The sequence below is a fragment of the Dactylosporangium sp. McL0621 genome (genome assembly GCF_049995355.1).
GTDB lineage: Bacteria > Actinomycetota > Actinomycetes > Mycobacteriales > Micromonosporaceae > Dactylosporangium.
The window spans coordinates 1,412,181-1,427,673 of record NZ_CP188259.1; the positions used below are offsets into that span (position 1 = coordinate 1,412,181).

Consider the following 15,493-nt stretch of genomic DNA (forward strand, 5'->3'; position numbering starts at 1 on the left):
CGGCGATGGCGAAGCGTGTTTCGGCGGTGGCAGCGATGGGCGACGGCCGACGGCCGACGGCCGACGGCGCGACGGCGCGATGGGCCACGCGACGGGGCCACGGGGCACGGCGACGGGGCGACGGCCGGCGGCGCGACGGGCCACGGCGGCGGCGCGGCGGGCGGCGGCGCGACGGGCCACGGCGACGGGCCACGGCGGCGGCGCGGCGGGCGGCGGCGCGACGGGCCACAGCGACGGGCCACGGCGACGGGGCGACGGGCGCGGACGACGGGCGGCGGCGCGACGGCCGACAGCGCGACGGGCCACGGCGGCCGGCCACGGCGCGACGGGCCACGGCGGCGGCGCGACGGGCGGCGGCGCGGCAGGCGGCGGCGGGGCGGCAGGCGGCGGCGGGGCGGCAGGCGGCGGCGGGGCGGGCGGCGGCGGGGCGACGGCGCGACGGCGACCGGGCGACGGAGCAGACGTCTAGGTGCGTTTTCGGCGGTGGCGGTGGTGGGCGACGGCCAGGCGGGTGGCCGCGGCCAGGGCGACCGCCGCGGTACCGACCGCGAGGGTGAGAGTGGCGGCCCGGCGCACGTCGGACGGGGTCGGCGGGTTGCCGTCGCCCAAGTGGGGGCGCTCCTCGACGCGGGAGCCGTAGACGTTGCGGCCGCCGAGGCGCACGCCCAGGGCGCCCGCGGCCGCGGACTCGCACTGGCCCGAGTTGGGGCTCGGGTGGTGGGAGCCGTCGCGTAACCAGGTGTGCAGGGCGCGGGAAGGGCGGCCGCCGACGAGGGGGGCGGCGGCGACCGTGAGGGCGGCCGTCAGGCGAGCTGGAACCAGGTTGGCGGCGTCGTCGAGGCGGGCGCTGGCGGTACCGAAGCGGGCATATCGCTCTGAACGGTGACCCACCATGGCATCGAGTGTGTTCACGGCCCGGTATCCGACGATGCCGGGCACTCCGGCGACGGCGGCCCAGAAGAGCGGGGCGACGACGGCGTCCGACGTGTTCTCGGCCAGGGACTCGACGGTGGCGCGGGCCAGGTCGGGCGCTTGCAGGCCGGCCGGGTCGCGGCCGCACAGGTTGGGCAGCTGGGCGCGGGCGGCGGGCAGGTCGCCGGCGTGCAGCTTGGCCGCCATGATCCGGCCCTCGCGGGCGAGGCTGGTGCCGCCGAGGGCCGACCATGTGGCCACGGCGACCAGGGCCGTGCGGGCCAGCGGGCGGTTGCGGGTCAGGCGCGCGGCGGCCGCGGCGGCGAGGACCGGCACGCCGACCGTGATCGCCGTGAACTGCGTGCCGGCCCACCGCGTGCGGGCGTAGAGCCGCCGCTCGACCGCGCCGGCGAAGCGGCCGAAGCCGGCGACCGGGTGCCAGCGGCGCGGGTCGCCGAACACCGCGTCGAGCGCGGCGCCGATCACGATCCCGGCCGCATCGGCCCGTGCGCCTGCCAAAAATTTCATGCTGCGACCGTACCGGGGGCGTCTGACAGTTTTTCGGACCGCCCGCACGGAGGTGACACTGCGAAGTTTTCTGACTACGGAAAGTGGTCGGACCGATTTTGTGTCATACCCGGGGTCCAGAATGGGCGGCGTGGAAGGCAAGGGTGGTCTGCTCGTTGCGGGAACGACGTCGGATGCGGGCAAGAGTCTGCTGACGGCGGGCATCTGCCGGTGGCTGCACCGGCAAGGAGTCAACGTCGCGCCGTTCAAGGCGCAGAACATGTCGAACAACTCGGCGGTGGCGATCGAGCCCGACGGCACCGGGGGTGAGATCGGGCGCGCGCAGGCATTGCAGGCGGTCGCGTGCGGCCTGGCGCCGAGCGTCCGGTTCAATCCGGTGCTGCTCAAGCCGGGGTCGGACCGGCGCAGTCAGGTCATCGTGCTGGGGCGGGCGGTCGGGCACATCGGCGCCGCGAACTACGCGGAGATCAAGGACCGGCTCCGCGCGACGGTGCTGGAGACGCTCGACGAGCTCCGGCGGCGCCACGACGTGGTGATCTGCGAGGGGGCGGGCAGCCCGGCGGAGATCAACCTGCGGGCGATGGACCTGGCGAACATGGGGCTCGCGCGGGCCGCCGACCTGCCGGTGATCGTGGTCGGGGACATCGACCGGGGCGGGGTGTTCGCGGCGCTGTTCGGGACGGTCGCGCTGCTCGAACCCGAGGACCAGGCGCTCGTGAGCGGCTTCGTGATCAACAAGTTCCGGGGCGACGCGGGGCTGTTACGGCCCGGCGTGGAGTCGTTGACCGAGCTCACCGGGCGGCCGACGCTCGGGGTGGTGCCGTGGTCCGACGACCTGTGGCTGGATGCGGAGGACTCGCTGGCGTACGACGGGCGGGTGCTGGGACGGCCGGCGCCGGCGCGCGGGAGCCAGTGGTTGCGGGTGGCCGTGGTACGGCTGCCGCGTCTGTCCAATGCGACGGACGCGGAGGCTCTGGCGTGCGAGCCGGGGGTGCAGGTGCGGCTGACGGTGGAGGCGGCCGACCTGGCCGACGTCGACCTGGTGGTCGTGCCCGGCAGCAAGTCCACTGTGGACGACCTGGCCTGGCTGCGGGAGCGGGGGCTGGCCGACGCGATCGTCCGACATGCCAAGGCGGGGCGGCCGGTGCTGGGGATCTGCGGCGGCTTCCAGATGCTGGCCGAGCGGATCGACGACGAGGTGGAGAGCCAGCGGGGCAGTGTCGCGGGGCTCGGGCTGCTGCCGGTCGACATCGCGTTCGCCGAGCACAAGACGCTGGCGCTGCCGAGCGGGACGGCGTTCGAGGGGGTGCCGGTGCGGGGGTACGAGATCCATCACGGGCAGGTCACCCGCGGCGCGGAACGGCCGCTGATCAGGCTTCCGGACGGCACCGGCGAGGGGGCGGTCGTCGGGAGCGTGTTCGGGACACACTGGCACGGGGCGTTCGAGTCGGACGGGTTCCGGCGGGCGTTTCTGGCCGAGGCGGCCCGGCTCGCCGGGCGACAAGGGTTCGAGGTGGCGCCGGACACGTCGTTCGCGGCGCTACGGGAGCGGACCGTGGACGTGCTGGGCGACCTGGTGGAGGAGCATCTCGACACCTCGGCGCTGTGGCGGTTGATCGAGGACGGCGCGCCCAAGGGGTTGCCGATGGTCACGGCGGGGTTGCGATGAAGGGGACGTACCGGGCGCTGGCCGGCACGGTGCTGGAGCGGCCGCCCCGGGTCGGGGCCGTCCGGGTCGTGGCGGTCGACGGGCGGGCCGGGGCCGGGAAGACCACGTTCGCGGGGCGGCTGGCCCGCGAGCTGGGGCGGACGCGGCGGGTGAGCGTGCTGCACACCGACGACCTCCTGGACGGGTGGGCGAAGCTGCTCGCCTGGCAACCGCGGATGCGCGAGTGGGTGCTCGAACCGCTGCGGCGGGGGGAGGCGGGGGCTTATCGACGGTACGACTGGGGGAGGGGGCGGCTCGGGGACGAATGGACGCCGGTCGAGCCGCCGGACGTGCTCGTGGTCGAGGGGGTGGGCAGCGCGTCGGCGGCGATGCGGGCCGACCTGACGCTCGCGGTGCTGGTCGGGGCGCCGCGGGAGCTGCGGCTGGGCCGCGGGCTGGAGCGCGACGGGGAGGCGCTGCGGGGCGAGTGGGAGCGGTGGATGGCCGCCGAGGACGGGCACTTTGCGGAGGATCGACCCGAACTCGCGGTGGACGTGCTGGTCGACGGGGCTTCGGCGGAGGCCCATGATCCGGAAATTGAGTACATCATCGGCCCGAGCGGGTGGACGGCCCACGCAACACTGGGGGACGATCCGGAGAGCGGGTCGGACGGGGAGGAGCGGAGCGGATGAGCACTGACGAGGCGCAGAGCGGTAATCCTCCGGTACGACGGCGGGTGGTGCTGACCGGGATCAGCTCCCGGGCCTGGGAGCATCCGGCCGACCGGGGCGCCCTGGTGGCGCTGCGAGAGCTGCGCGGGTTCGACGACGTGCTCAAGTCGCTGCACGCCCTGTGGAACGAGCGGGCGTGGCGGCTGCAGTTCCTCGGCAACGCGATCCGGGTGGACCACCGGCAGTATCCGCGGGTGCACCGGCTGCTCGCCGAGGCGGCGGCCACGCTGGACATGGCCGAGCTGCCGGAGCTGTTCGTGCAGCAGGACCGGTCGATCAACGGCATGTGTATCGGCATGTCGAAGCCGTTCATCGTGGTCAACTCCGGCTCCGTCGAGCTGCTCGACGACGAGGAACTGCGCTGCATGCTCGGGCACGAGCTCGGGCATCTGGTGAGCGGGCACGCGGTCTACCGCACGATGGTCATGATCCTGACGGACTGGGCGATCCGGCTGGCCTGGCTGCCCGTCGGGTCGATGGTCCTGCGCGCGATCGTGGCCGCGCTAATGGAGTGGTGGCGCAAGGCCGAGCTCTCCGCCGACCGCGCCGGGCTGCTCGCGTGCCAGGACCCGGCGGCGTCGCTGCGGCTGGCGATGAAGCTCGCCGGCGGCGGGGACCTGTCCGAGGTCGACACGACGGCGTTCCTGGAGCAGGCGGCCGAGTTCGACCGGGCCGGAGACCTGCGCGACAGCCTCATCAAGATCCGGATGGTGACCGCCCGGTCGCACCCGATGCCGGTGGCGCGGGCGGCCGAGGTGCGGGCGTGGATCGACAGCGGGGAGTACCAGCGGATTCTGTCCGGCGACTACCCGCGGCGCGATGACGACGGCAATGCGTCGGTGACCGAGGAGATCAAGGCGGCGGCGGCCTCGTACCGGGAGGCGTTCAGCCGGTCGCAGGACCCGCTCGTGTCGCTGCTGCGCAAGCTCGGGGACGGCGCGGCGGACGTCGGCGGGTGGGTCGGCGCGGGCGCGGGACGGATGCGGGGCTGGATGCGCGGGGACGGTGCGGACGGAGGCGAGCCGCGGACGGCCGAGTCGTAGGCGGGGCTTGAAGGAGGCCGTCGCGGGTGGGATTCGCTCCCGGGGCGGCCACGGTTCGAGGGCAGCCTGCTCGGCGGCGGAGGGCGCGCTTTGAGGGGTTGTCGGTTCGCCTCGAGTTTGGTGGCGGTCGCCCTTCGAGGGTTGCCGGGTTCGGGGTTCCGGTTCGTGTTGGGTTCGGGGCTTCGGAATCAGGGCGGTTCGCGCGTGGCTGCGCGGTGCGCAGTAAGTTCTGCGTATGACTGTGCGAACCGAGGAAGAACTTCGCGCCGCGATCCGGCGGGAGATGCCGGGTGTGCGCGCCGATCTGGAGGCGCTCGTCCGGATTCCGAGCATTGCGTTTGCGGGATTCGACCACAGCCACGTCGAGCGCTCCGCCGAGGCCGTTGCGGAGCTGCTGCGCGGGGCCGGGCTGCCCGATGTGCGGATCGTGCGCAAGGGCGGGCAGCCGGCGGTCATCGGGCGCCGGCCGGCGCCGGCCGGGGCGCCCACCGTGCTGTTGTACGCGCACCATGACGTGCAGCCCGTCGGGGATCTGCAGCAGTGGAAGAGCGACCCGTTCGAGCCGGTGGAGCGCGACGGGCGGCTGTACGGACGCGGGGTCTCCGACGACAAGGCCGGCGTCATGGCGCACGTCGCGGCGCTGCGGGCGTTCGGTGACGACCTGCCCGTCGGGGTCGTGGTGTTCATCGAGGGCGAGGAGGAGTACGGGTCCGAGTCGCTGGAGGACCTGCTGCGGGAGTACCGCGACGATCTTGCCGCCGATGTGATCGTGATCGCGGACTCCGGGAACTGGGACATCGGCCAGCCGGCGCTGACGACCGGGCTGCGCGGGATCGTGAACGGGTTCGTCGAGGTACAAGTGCTGCGTAACGCCGTGCACAGCGGGCAGTTCGGCGGCCCGGTGCCCGACGCGTTGATCGCACTGTCGCGCCTCATCGCCAGCTTGCACGACGACGACGGGAACGTGGCCGTCGAGGGACTGCTCAGCACGCCCTCGGCCCCGCTCGACTACCCCGAGGAGCGCTTCCGCGAGGAGGCCGGCATGCTCGAGGGGGTGCAGTTCATCGGTACCGGACGCCTCGTCGAACGGCTCTGGACGCGCCCCGCGATCTCGATCCTCGGCATCGACGCCCCGCCGACGTCGGGTGCGCCGAACGCGCTGATCCCGCGGGCCAAGGCGAAGTTCAGTGTGCGGATCGCGCCCGGGGATTCGGCGCAGCGGGTGTACGACGCGGTCACCGAGCACCTGCGCCGGAACGCGCCCTGGGGTGCACGCGTGACAATCGAGCTCGAGCAGCTCGGCGAGCCGTGCTCGATCGATGCGACGGGCCCCGCGTACGACGCGGCGCGCGAGGCGTTCACGGCCGCCTGGGACGGGGCGCAGCCGGTCGACATGGGGATCGGGGGCTCGATCCCGTTCATCGCGACGTTCCAGGAGCTGTTCCCGAAGGCCGCGATCCTCGTGACCGGCGTCGAGGACCCGGACACGATCGCGCACGGGCCGAACGAGAGCCTGCACATCGCGGAGTTCGAGCGTGTGTGCATCGCGGAGGCTCTGCTGCTGTCCAAGGTTTCGCGGCTGTCCGCCTGACCGAACTCGCGAGATGCCCGGTGCTGCTGCGCCGGGCATTTTCGTTGAAGCGGGTGTATGCCCTGTCGGGGTATAAATCCGAAAAGTCCGATCACGAAGTGTCGGACTTTTCGTGGGGCGGTGGGGCGGCGCGTCGTGGGGCGGTGGGGCGGCGCGTCGTGGGGCGGTGGGGCGGCGCGTCGTGGGGCGGTGGGGCGGCGCGTCGTGGGGCGGTGGGGCGGCGCGTCGTGGGGCGGTGGGGCGGCGCGTCGTGGGGCGGTGGGGCGGCGCGTCGTGGGGCGGTGGGGCGGCGCGTCGTGGGGCGGTGGGGCGGCGCGTCGTGGGGCGGTGGGGCGGCGCGTCGTGGGGCGGTGGGGCGGCGCGTCGTGGGGCGGTGGGGCGGCGCGTCGTGGGGCGGTGGGGCGGCGCGTCGTGGGGCGGTGGGGCGGCGCGTCGTGGGGCGGTGGGGCGGCGCGTCGTGGGGCGGTGGGGCGGCGCGTCGTGGGGCGGTGGGGCGGCGCGTCGTGGGGAGTCGGCTGGGCGGCTGACTTCAGGTCGTGGGCTTGCCACCACGGACTCGGCGGCGGGCACAGTATGGCCTTGGTCTTGTATTCGGCGGCGTAGGTCGCTGGGCGGCGTACTCCACTCCAGGCCGTCGGACTTGCCCGCCGCCGAGTCGGTGGCGGGCAAGTATGCCTCGATCTTGGTTCGGCAGCCGAAGGTAGCGCGCGGCCGGGAGATTACTGGGCGGCTGACTCCAGGCCGTTGACCCCGACCACCACCGACTCGGCGGCGGCCACGGCCTCGGCGGCTGCCATTACCTCGATCGCGGCCAAGGGCTCCACCGCGGCCAAGGTCTCCATGGCGGAGCGGCGGCGGCAGATGCGCATCGGGCGCCTCGGGGACGGGGTCGCGGCGGCAGTGGCGGTCGCGACCCCGACAAGAGTCGAGCCCGCGACAAGAGTCGAGCCCGCGACAAGAGTCGAGCCCGCGACAAGAGTCGAGCCCGCGACAAGAGTCGAGCCCGCGACAAGGGTCGAGCCCGCGACAAGGGTCGAGCCCGCGATAACAGTCGAGCCCGCGACAAGAGTCGCGTCTGCGGTGGTGGCCTCCGCGATGACGGTGGCGGTCGCGTCCGCTGTTGGGTCGGCGGCCAGGGCGGCTGCTGCCGCCGCGGCGGCGTTGCGCTTGCGTAGCTGGCCCGCCAGGCCCAGCAACGGGGCGGCCGCCACGAAGAGCAGGGCCGCGGCGCCGATCAGCAGGAGCGGCAGCCAGGAGGACTCGGCCATGGCCTCGCCGCCGAAGTGGCCCAGCAGTGCGCCGTACGACGCCCAGAGCATCGCCGCCACCGCGTCGTACGAGGCGAAGCGCCGGGTCGAGAAGCCGTTGCGGCCCGCGTAGAGCGCGGTGACCATGCGGCCCGCGGGGACGAAGCGGCAGAAGAGCACGGCGAGGAAGATGTGGCGCTGCATGGCGTCGTGGAGCCAGGCGGTGACCTTCGCGGCGCTGCGGGGTAGTTCGCGGCGGTGGCGGCGCTCGCCCCGGCGGGCGAGGCGGCGGCCGACGAGGAAAGCCAGCAGGTCGCCCGCGATCACGCCGACGGCGCCGGACAGGACGAGCAGCACGAGCTGGACGTGGCCGGAGGCGGAAAGGATGCCGCCGCCGATCATGAGGGCCTGAGCCGGTACGACCGGAACAAAGGCGTCAATCGTGAGTAGGACGAGGACCGTGGCGTAGAGCACGCCCGGCGTGGACACGAGGTCCAGCACCGTGCTTACCATCTCGGACTCGCCATGGCCCGCCCCTTTACATTGCCCATCGGTTCCCCCGTTGACCATGGCAACACGAGTGCACTCCACCGCATGCCCAACTGAACACGATTGTGTCCCGCGTCTCCTTTGAAGGAGCTGTGAACACGCATACACGCAGGTGGGAAGCCGCCCGGGCGAACCTAGCCGAGGGTCTCGTCGACGAAGCACCAGCGCCAGCTCTCGCCCGGCTCGATCGACTGCATCACCGGGTGGTGGTGAACCAGGAAGTGCTGGGTCGCGTGCCGGCGCGGGGACGAGTCGCAGCACGCCACGTGGCCGCAGGTGAGGCACTGGCGCAGATGTACCCAGTCGGTGAACCCGCCCTCCACGCACTCCGGGCAGCCGTCCACCGCCGGCGGCTCGACCTTCTCCGCCGTCTCCAGATGCACGCAGGTCACAGGTCCCCCCGCTCGAGCAGTGACTCTTCCAGGTCCATGTCGCGCTGCGCCTGGCGCAGCGTCTCCTCCGGGATTCGCCCGGAGTCCCGCGCCTTGCGGAAAACCTCGCGCTCCGCGCTCAGCATCTCGCGGCGCAGGCGCGCGTACGCGGCGGACGGCGTTTCCCGGTCGGATCGGCCCAGCCGCTCCCAGGCCAGGTTCGAGCGCGACAGGGCCATCTGGCGCAGGCGCTCCACGACGCCGTCGGGCGCGTCGCCGGCGATCTCCTCGAGGCGGGCCTTGCCGGCGCGCGAGGCTTCGTGCTGCACCGACGCCTCGGCCAGGGCGTCCTCGGTCTGGTCGTCGCCGGGGACCTTGAGCCAGCGCGCGACCGTCGGCAGGGTCGCGCCCTGCAGGACCAGCGTGGCCACGATGACGCCGAAGGCCAGAATCACGAAAAGCCCGCGGGGGTACCCCACCCCGTTCGCGAGCGCCGTGGGCAGCGAGAGCGCCGCGGCCAGGGTGACCGCCCCGCGCATGCCCGCCCAGGAGATGACGGCCGGGCCGGCCAGCGAGGGCGCCGGGCCGCGGCTGCGGACGCGGGGGAAGAGGCGGGTGAGGTACGTGGTGGGGAACAGCCACACGATCCGCGCCACGATGACGACGCCGACGACGGCGGCCAGGGCGCCCATGGTGAAGGCGAACGAGCGCTCCACGTCGGCGACGAGGGCGCGCAGCTGCAGGCCCACGAGGAGGAACACGGCGCCCTCGAGGAGGAACTTCACCATTCGCCAGAAGGCGTCCATCTGCAGGCGGGAGGCGGCCGACATGAGCGTGGGCATGCGGTGACCGAGCGAGAGGCCGCAGACGACGACCGCGACGACCCCGGAGGCGTGCACGGACTCGGCCGGCAGGAACACCACCCACGGCGTGAGCAGCGACACCGCGTTGTCGATGAGCGGGTTCGCGACCCGTTTGTGCACGAAGCCGATGAGGAGGCCGCCGGCCACGCCAAACGCCACGCCGCCGACGACCGCGATGGAGGCCTGCTCGGTGATGGACCAGCCGTCGACCGCCTCGCCGACCGCCGCGGCCACCGCGACCCGCAGCGTGACCAGGGCGCTGGCGTCGTTGATGAGGCTCTCGCCCTCCAGGACGGTGACCACCCGCCGGGGCAGCCCGATGCGGCGGGCCACGGCGGTGGCGGCGACCGCGTCGGGGGGTGCGACCACGGCGCCGAGGGCGAGGCAGGCGGCCAGCGGTACGTCGGGGAGCAGCATCTTCAGCGTGAACCCCACGGCCGCCGTGGTGAACAGCACCAACCCGACCGCGAGCAGCAGGATCGGGCGGAGGTTGAACTTGAACGCCGGCACCGAGGTCTCCAGCGCCGCCACGTAGAGGATCGGCGGCAGGATGCCGATGAGCACGACCTCCGGGTCGAGCTCGATCTCCAGCACCCCGGGGACGAAGGAGATCACGATGCCGACGACGACCAGGAGGATCGGTGACAGCACGCCGATGCGGCGCGCCAGCACCGAGGTCGCGACGACGACCGCGATAAGTCCGACGATGTTCCCGAGCCCGTGCACGGGGCGAAGCTTATCCAGGCCGCCGTCGGCCACTGTGACGAGTGACGGGCACCACACGGGCCCCCGGGAAACCGCACGAGTGACCGGCGCGTGCGCGAGCGGCCCCGGGCCTGAGAGACTGCACCCGCACATGCAGCAAGCCGTGACCTAGGGGAGGATCGTCCTCATGTGTGCTGCGCGGCAAATACGTCCGTCCCCCGGGCGGGTGTGAGCATGGCCGACGTCAGCACGACGGTTGATCTTCGCGGCCGCCGCATCGGACCGATGGCCGGAGAGCGGATCCGCGTGCTGCTGGTCGAGGACGACCCGGGCGACGCGTTCCTGGTCCGCGAGCTGCTCGCCGAGGCCGACGCGCCGTTCGACGTCGACATCGCGCAGACCATGCGCGAGGCGCGGCCCCGCTTCCGCGACGTGCACTGCATCCTGCTCGACCTCGGGCTGCCCGACGCGAGCGGCCTCGACGGGCTGCGCCAGGTGCTGCAGCACGTCACCGGCGCCGCCGTGTGCGTGCTCACCGGGCTGGAGGACGAGCATCTCGGTACCGCCGCCGTCGCCGAGGGTGCACAGGACTATCTCGTCAAGGGCGCGGTCGACGGGGCCGGCCTGGCCCGGGCCGTGCGCTACGCGGTCGAGCGCAAGCGCGCCGACGAGCAGGCCCGGCTGCTGCGCGAGTCGGAGCTGCGCCAGGCCGAGTCGGCCCGCCTCGAGCGCGGCCTGCTCCCGCAGCCCCTGATGCGCGACGTGCCCGCCGAGCTGTTCAACATCTACCGCCCCGGCCGCGACCGGGCCCTGCTGGGCGGCGACTTCTTCGACGCGATCGGTGCCGACGGCGGCAACCGGCTGCATTTGCTCATCGGCGACGTCTGCGGCCACGGGGTCGACGAGGCGCCGCTGGGCGTGGCGCTGCGCGTGGCCTGGCGCGCCCTGGTGCTCGCCGGCGTGCCGGAGGCGCAGATCCTCGACTCGCTGGAGCAGGTACTGGTGGCCGAGCGCCGCACCGACGAGCTGTTCGCGACCGTGGCGGTGGCCACCGTCGACTTCCGCGCCGGGATCGCGCGCATCCGCCTGGCCGGCCACCCGCCGCCGATCCTGATCACCGGGGACGGCGCGGTGCCGTGCGAGGTCGACCCGGGCCTGGTGCTGGGCGTCATCCCGGGGATGGCGCGCCCGGCCGCCGACATCCCGCTGAGCCCGACGGGGCAGTGGTCGCTGCTGCTGTACACCGACGGGCTGATCGAGGGCGCGGCCGGCCCGGACGCGCCGCCCGGCGACCGTCTCGGTGTCGAAGGGCTGTGCCGCGTGCTGACCGGCCCGATGCGCGCCGAGCCCCGCGACCTGCCGGGCTGGCTCACGCTGCAGGCCGAGGCCCACAACGGCGGCCCCGTCCAGGACGACATCGCCGTGCTCGTGCTGACCCCCTCGAGGACTTCATGAACCCCATTGCCTGGTCGCTGTGGCGGCGCATCACCGCCCTGTGCGCCGTCGTCGTCGGCCTCCTGGTCGTGATCGCGGTCAGCGCCACCGCGACGGCCGCCGCCAACCGCAGCGAGACCGAGCAGGTGATGGACCACCTCACCCCCGCTCTCGTCAATGCCGAGCGGTTGTACTCCCAGCTGCTGCGCCAGCAGTCCAGCGTCCGCACGTTCCTGCTGACGGGCAAGGACACGGACCTCGACAGTTACCGCGACGCGCAGGGCCAGGAGGCCGCGATCCTCGCCGACACCCGGAATCTGCTGGCGGACGAGCCCGCGCTGCTCAGCACCGTGGACGGGATCGCGGGGGCGACGGCGCGGTACCGCAGCGAAGTCACGGAGCCGCTGATCGCCCAGACGCGGACGAATGGCGTGGATCCCGACAAGGCCGCCCCGACCGAGCAGTCGCGGGCCGTCTACAACGACGCCTCCGCGCAGATCGCCGCGCTTTCGGGCCAGCTCGAGAAGCGCCGCGACGAGGTCGCCGGGAGGGTCCGCAGCAGCGGCGACGTGCTCGTGCTCCTGCTCATCTTCGCCGCCGTCGTGGTCGTCGTGGCCGGCGTCGCGCTGGCGCTGCTGCTGCGCCGCCTCGTCACCCGCCCCGTCACCGACCTGGCCGGCGAGGTGCGGCGGGTGGCCGGCGGCGACTACGACTACGCGATCCGCAGCTCCGGCCCGCCGGAGCTGTCCGCGCTGGCCGACGACGTCGACACCATGCGCCGGCGGATCAATGCCGACCTCACCGACGTACAGGAGGCGCGCCGGCTCGTCGAGGAGGCCAACGCCATGCTGGAGCAGCAGGCGGCCGAGCTGACCCGGTCCAACCGGGACCTCGAGCAGTTCGCCTACGTGGCCAGCCACGACCTGCAGGAGCCCCTGCGCAAGGTGGCGAGCTTCTGCCAGTTGTTGCAGCGGCGGTACTCCGGGCAGCTCGACGAGCGCGCGGACCAGTACATCGCCTTCGCGGTGGACGGGGCCCAGCGCATGCAGCGGCTCATCAACGACCTGCTCGCATTCTCCCGTATCGGCCGCCTGACCAACGGGTTCGCCGAGGTCGACCTCAACAAGGTGGTGCTCGACGCGGCCGCGCAGTTCGACGCTCAGCGCGAGGCGACCAACGCCGAGATCATCTTCACCGACCTGCCTGTCGTGCGCGGCGAGGAGCCACTGCTGGGCGCGCTGTTCAGCAACCTCATCGGCAACGCGATCAAGTTCCGCCGGCCCGACGTACCGCCGCGGATCGTGATCGACAGCACGCCCACCGGCGACGGGGAGTTCGAGATCAGCGTCGAGGACAACGGCATCGGCATCGAGCCCGAGTTCGCCGACAAGGTCTTCGTCATCTTCCAGCGGCTGCACGCCAAGGAGACCTACCCGGGCACGGGCATCGGCCTGGCGATCGCCAAGAAGATCGTGGAGTACCACGGCGGGCGGATCTGGATCGATCCGTTGCCCCGCGAAGGTACGCTGTTCCGGTTCACGCTGCCGGCGCCTCTTCCCGCACCCGATCCCGATCCTGTTCCCGCGCTCGATCCCGTTTCCGTTCCCTCTCTCGCTGAGGAGTCCGCGTCATGACCGCCCCCGTCGAAGCATCCCTGCCCATCGAGGTGCTGCTGGTCGAGGACGATCCGGGCGACGTGCTCATGACGCAGGAGGCGTTCGACGAGCACAAGGTCCGCAACAAGCTCAACGTGGTGCAGGACGGCGAGGAGGCCCTGGCGTACCTGCGCCGCGAGGGCAAGTACGCCGAGGCGACCCGGCCCGACCTCATCCTGCTGGACCTCAACCTGCCGCGAGTGGACGGGCGGGAGGTGCTCCAGGTCATCAAGGAGGACCAGGACCTGCGGCGCATTCCGGTCGTGGTGCTGACGACCTCGCAGGCGGACGAGGACATTCTGCGCAGCTACTCGTTGCACGCCAACGCCTACGTGACGAAGCCGGTCGACTTCGACAGCTTCATCGCCGTGGTGCGCCAGATCGACGAGTTCTTCGTCAGTGTGGTCAAGCTGCCGCCGCGCGGCTGAGGGCGCGTCTCCCGCCCGCCACGAAGCGGCGAGCGCTCCACGCCGCGATCGCGGGGCTGGGGCGTCGCGAAATGTTGCGCGCGCCACGCTGCCGCCAGCAGGGCTGAGCCGCGTCTCCTGTTCGCCGCGCCATGTCGCGCGCGCTACGCCGCGTCAGTATGGTCAAGCTGCCGCCGCGCGGCTGAGGGCGCGTCGCCCGCCACGAAGCGGCGAGCGCTCCACGCCGCGATCGCGGGCTGGGGCGTCGCGATATGTCGCGCGCGCCACGCCGCGTCAGCGTGGTCAAGCTGCCGCCGCGCGGCTGAGGGCGCGTCTCCCGCCCGCCACGAAGCGGCGAGCGCTCCGCGCCGTGATCGCGGGGCTGGGGCGTCGCGATGTGTCGCGTGCGCCACGCTGCCGCGGCAGGGCTGAGCCGTGTCTCCTGTTCGCCGCGATATGTCGGCGCGCGCTACGCCGCGTTGGCGCGGGACTGAGGCGCGGTTTCCCGTTTGCCCGGAAATGTCGGGCGCTCCGCGCCACGACATTTCCGACTCATCCCCTGACGGGGTATAAATCCGATAAGTCCGATCGCGGAGCGTCGGACTTATCGGCAACCAGCAGCGAACGCCAGCGAACGTCAGTGACCTGCGGGCCGGCAAAGAAACAGCACAACGGCGACCCGCCGGGCCGCCGTTGTGTCAAAGCGAAGCCGCCTACTGCTTGCCCGCGTGCACCTCAGGCGGATTGTGGGCCGGCACCGGAAGCTCCATCTTGTGGACCCGCTCCCAAGCCTCCACCACCGCCGCGGTCACATGCGCGCGGTAGTAGTCGTTCGCGCTCAAACGATTCGTCACCGACTCCTCGCTCTCCGCGAGCAGGCTCCCCGGCACCAGGTGCAAACCGTTCTGCACCGCGGCGCTGAGGCGGCGGTGGCCGTCGATCACGTAGTACTCCTGGCCGCTGTGGCCGATGGTCAGCGGCTCGAGGTCCGAGGGAGCGGCGCCGGCCAGCTCCTGGGCCAGCGTCTGGTCCGCGAAGTCGATCTCGCGCGTGGGGTAGATGCGCATCGGGTCGAGCAGCAGCAGCGGCGGGCGCTCGCGCAGGATGTCGGTGCCCAGGCGGCCCTCGAAGGCGGCCTGCACGGCCGAGACGACCTGGTCCGGCGTGGCGCGGGTGCTGTCGGCGACGAGGTCGTAGTTGCGCAGGCGGTACTTGTCCGCGCCGTACCGCGTCAGGAACCGCATCCGCTCGCTCTCGCTGCGGCTGTGCAGGTTGCGCTTGGCCTCGTCCAGCGAGGCGTAGTTCTCCACCTCGGAGTGCGGGCGGGCCAGCACGCGCCGGGCGGCCTCGTTCGGCTCCGTGATGAGGTGGACCTTGAACGCCTCGTGGAAGAAGAACCAGGCCAGCCGGCTGTCGACGATGAGCTGCTCACCCGACTGGGCGATCTCGGTCTGCAGGCTGTCCACGGCGCTGTCGATGGCGTCGTCCAGCTCGGCGTGGAGGTTGAGCTGGAGCGCGGTCATGCCGCGGCGCTGGGCCATCTCCCGGTACATGTCGCCCACGCTGATGCGGCGCAGCCCGAGCCGGCTCGCCAGCTCGACGGAGACGGTGGACTTGCCGCTGCCGAGGTCTCCGTTGATGACGACCGACCGGTGATTGCTCATGCGCAAACTCTCCAGGTAGTGAGGCGTCGCGAGCCTAACACGGGCCCGTTGCAGTGCCTTTTTCTCGTGCTACCCAGGGCGGGCGCAACGGATTCACCCGGATGGGCTGCGCAGGGTGGTAATCCGGCGGAAACATCGGAGTGGA

The 15,493-nt window shown here is 72.6% G+C and carries 12 protein-coding genes; 7 read left to right on the forward strand and 5 right to left on the reverse strand.

The genetic code is table 11. The annotated features are described in order from the left end of the window. Window positions 1–465: 465 nt before the first annotated feature. Entirely contained in the window at window positions 466–1,440 is a 975-nt protein-coding gene (locus ACPPVO_RS06490) for a cobalamin biosynthesis protein (RefSeq protein WP_426510344.1), read from the reverse strand. 130 nt (window positions 1,441–1,570) lie between these two features. Here ACPPVO_RS06490 and ACPPVO_RS06495 point away from each other — a divergent pair, with 130 nt between their 5' ends. The 4 genes from ACPPVO_RS06495 (at window position 1,571) to ACPPVO_RS06510 (ending at window position 6,453) form a co-directional block, all read left to right on the forward strand. After that, complete coding sequence (locus ACPPVO_RS06495) at window positions 1,571–3,109, forward strand: cobyric acid synthase (RefSeq protein WP_426510345.1); 1,539 nt, start codon at window positions 1,571–1,573, stop codon at window positions 3,107–3,109. Next, on the forward strand, window positions 3,106–3,780 hold the full coding sequence (locus ACPPVO_RS06500) for a uridine kinase family protein (RefSeq protein WP_426510346.1): 675 nt from the start codon (window positions 3,106–3,108) through the stop codon (window positions 3,778–3,780). The genes ACPPVO_RS06495 and ACPPVO_RS06500 overlap by 4 nt, the downstream gene beginning before the upstream one ends. After that, window positions 3,777–4,862 carry a M48 family metallopeptidase gene (locus tag ACPPVO_RS06505; RefSeq protein WP_360381021.1) on the forward strand — a complete coding sequence of 362 codons (1,086 nt, stop codon included), beginning with the start codon at window positions 3,777–3,779 and terminating at the stop codon, window positions 4,860–4,862. Before ACPPVO_RS06500 ends, ACPPVO_RS06505 begins: the two co-directional genes overlap by 4 nt. Before the next feature lie 235 nt (window positions 4,863–5,097). Beyond that, entirely contained in the window at window positions 5,098–6,453 is a 1,356-nt protein-coding gene (locus ACPPVO_RS06510) for a dipeptidase (protein WP_426510347.1), read from the forward strand. Between the two features lie 719 nt (window positions 6,454–7,172). On the opposite strand, the gene ACPPVO_RS06515 is transcribed toward ACPPVO_RS06510, so the two are convergent. The 3 genes from ACPPVO_RS06515 to ACPPVO_RS06525 all read right to left on the reverse strand — a co-directional run bounded on the left by ACPPVO_RS06515 (window position 7,173) and on the right by ACPPVO_RS06525 (window position 10,209). Beyond that, window positions 7,173–8,213: a DedA family protein gene (locus tag ACPPVO_RS06515; RefSeq protein ID WP_426510348.1), complete on the reverse strand. Its 1,041-nt coding sequence runs from the start codon at window positions 8,211–8,213 to the stop codon at window positions 7,173–7,175. A 170-nt stretch (window positions 8,214–8,383) separates the two neighbouring features. Beyond that, window positions 8,384–8,641, reverse strand: a complete 258-nt coding sequence (locus ACPPVO_RS06520) for a UBP-type zinc finger domain-containing protein (RefSeq protein ID WP_426510349.1) — start codon at window positions 8,639–8,641, stop codon at window positions 8,384–8,386. Beyond that, window positions 8,638–10,209 carry a Na+/H+ antiporter gene (locus ACPPVO_RS06525; protein ID WP_426510350.1) on the reverse strand — a complete coding sequence of 524 codons (1,572 nt, stop codon included), beginning with the start codon at window positions 10,207–10,209 and terminating at the stop codon, window positions 8,638–8,640. Before ACPPVO_RS06525 ends, ACPPVO_RS06520 begins: the two co-directional genes overlap by 4 nt. Window positions 10,210–10,422: 213 nt before the next feature. Here ACPPVO_RS06525 and ACPPVO_RS06530 point away from each other — a divergent pair, with 213 nt between their 5' ends. The 3 genes from ACPPVO_RS06530 to ACPPVO_RS06540 are packed head-to-tail and all read left to right on the forward strand — an operon-like array spanning window position 10,423 to window position 13,705. After that, window positions 10,423–11,643: a PP2C family protein-serine/threonine phosphatase gene (locus ACPPVO_RS06530; protein WP_426510351.1), complete on the forward strand. Its 1,221-nt coding sequence runs from the start codon at window positions 10,423–10,425 to the stop codon at window positions 11,641–11,643. Next, window positions 11,640–13,256: a sensor histidine kinase gene (locus ACPPVO_RS06535; protein ID WP_426510352.1), complete on the forward strand. Its 1,617-nt coding sequence runs from the start codon at window positions 11,640–11,642 to the stop codon at window positions 13,254–13,256. The genes ACPPVO_RS06530 and ACPPVO_RS06535 overlap by 4 nt, the downstream gene beginning before the upstream one ends. Then, the gene (locus ACPPVO_RS06540) at window positions 13,253–13,705 is read left to right on the forward strand and encodes a response regulator (protein WP_426510353.1); all 453 of its coding nucleotides are present in this window, start codon (window positions 13,253–13,255) and stop codon (window positions 13,703–13,705) included. Before ACPPVO_RS06535 ends, ACPPVO_RS06540 begins: the two co-directional genes overlap by 4 nt. A gap of 692 nt (window positions 13,706–14,397) precedes the next feature. On the opposite strand, the gene ACPPVO_RS06545 is transcribed toward ACPPVO_RS06540, so the two are convergent. Further along, window positions 14,398–15,348 carry an AAA family ATPase gene (locus tag ACPPVO_RS06545; RefSeq protein WP_426510354.1) on the reverse strand — a complete coding sequence of 317 codons (951 nt, stop codon included), beginning with the start codon at window positions 15,346–15,348 and terminating at the stop codon, window positions 14,398–14,400. Window positions 15,349–15,493: the final 145 nt, after the last annotated feature.

What these genes read in the sequence shown, in the direction of transcription:
- ACPPVO_RS06490 (WP_426510344.1), bottom strand. Translation starts at nt 1,440, where the DNA reads ATGAAATTTTTGGCAGGCGCACGGGCCGATGCGGCCGGGATCGTGATC.
- ACPPVO_RS06500 (WP_426510346.1), top strand. Translation starts at nt 3,106, where the DNA reads ATGAAGGGGACGTACCGGGCGCTGGCCGGCACGGTGCTGGAGCGGCCG.
- ACPPVO_RS06505 (WP_360381021.1), top strand. Translation starts at nt 3,777, where the DNA reads ATGAGCACTGACGAGGCGCAGAGCGGTAATCCTCCGGTACGACGGCGG.
- ACPPVO_RS06510 (WP_426510347.1), top strand. Translation starts at nt 5,098, where the DNA reads ATGACTGTGCGAACCGAGGAAGAACTTCGCGCCGCGATCCGGCGGGAG.
- ACPPVO_RS06515 (WP_426510348.1), bottom strand. Translation starts at nt 8,213, where the DNA reads ATGGTAAGCACGGTGCTGGACCTCGTGTCCACGCCGGGCGTGCTCTAC.
- ACPPVO_RS06530 (WP_426510351.1), top strand. Translation starts at nt 10,423, where the DNA reads ATGGCCGACGTCAGCACGACGGTTGATCTTCGCGGCCGCCGCATCGGA.
- ACPPVO_RS06535 (WP_426510352.1), top strand. Translation starts at nt 11,640, where the DNA reads ATGAACCCCATTGCCTGGTCGCTGTGGCGGCGCATCACCGCCCTGTGC.
- ACPPVO_RS06540 (WP_426510353.1), top strand. Translation starts at nt 13,253, where the DNA reads ATGACCGCCCCCGTCGAAGCATCCCTGCCCATCGAGGTGCTGCTGGTC.
- ACPPVO_RS06545 (WP_426510354.1), bottom strand. Translation starts at nt 15,348, where the DNA reads ATGAGCAATCACCGGTCGGTCGTCATCAACGGAGACCTCGGCAGCGGC.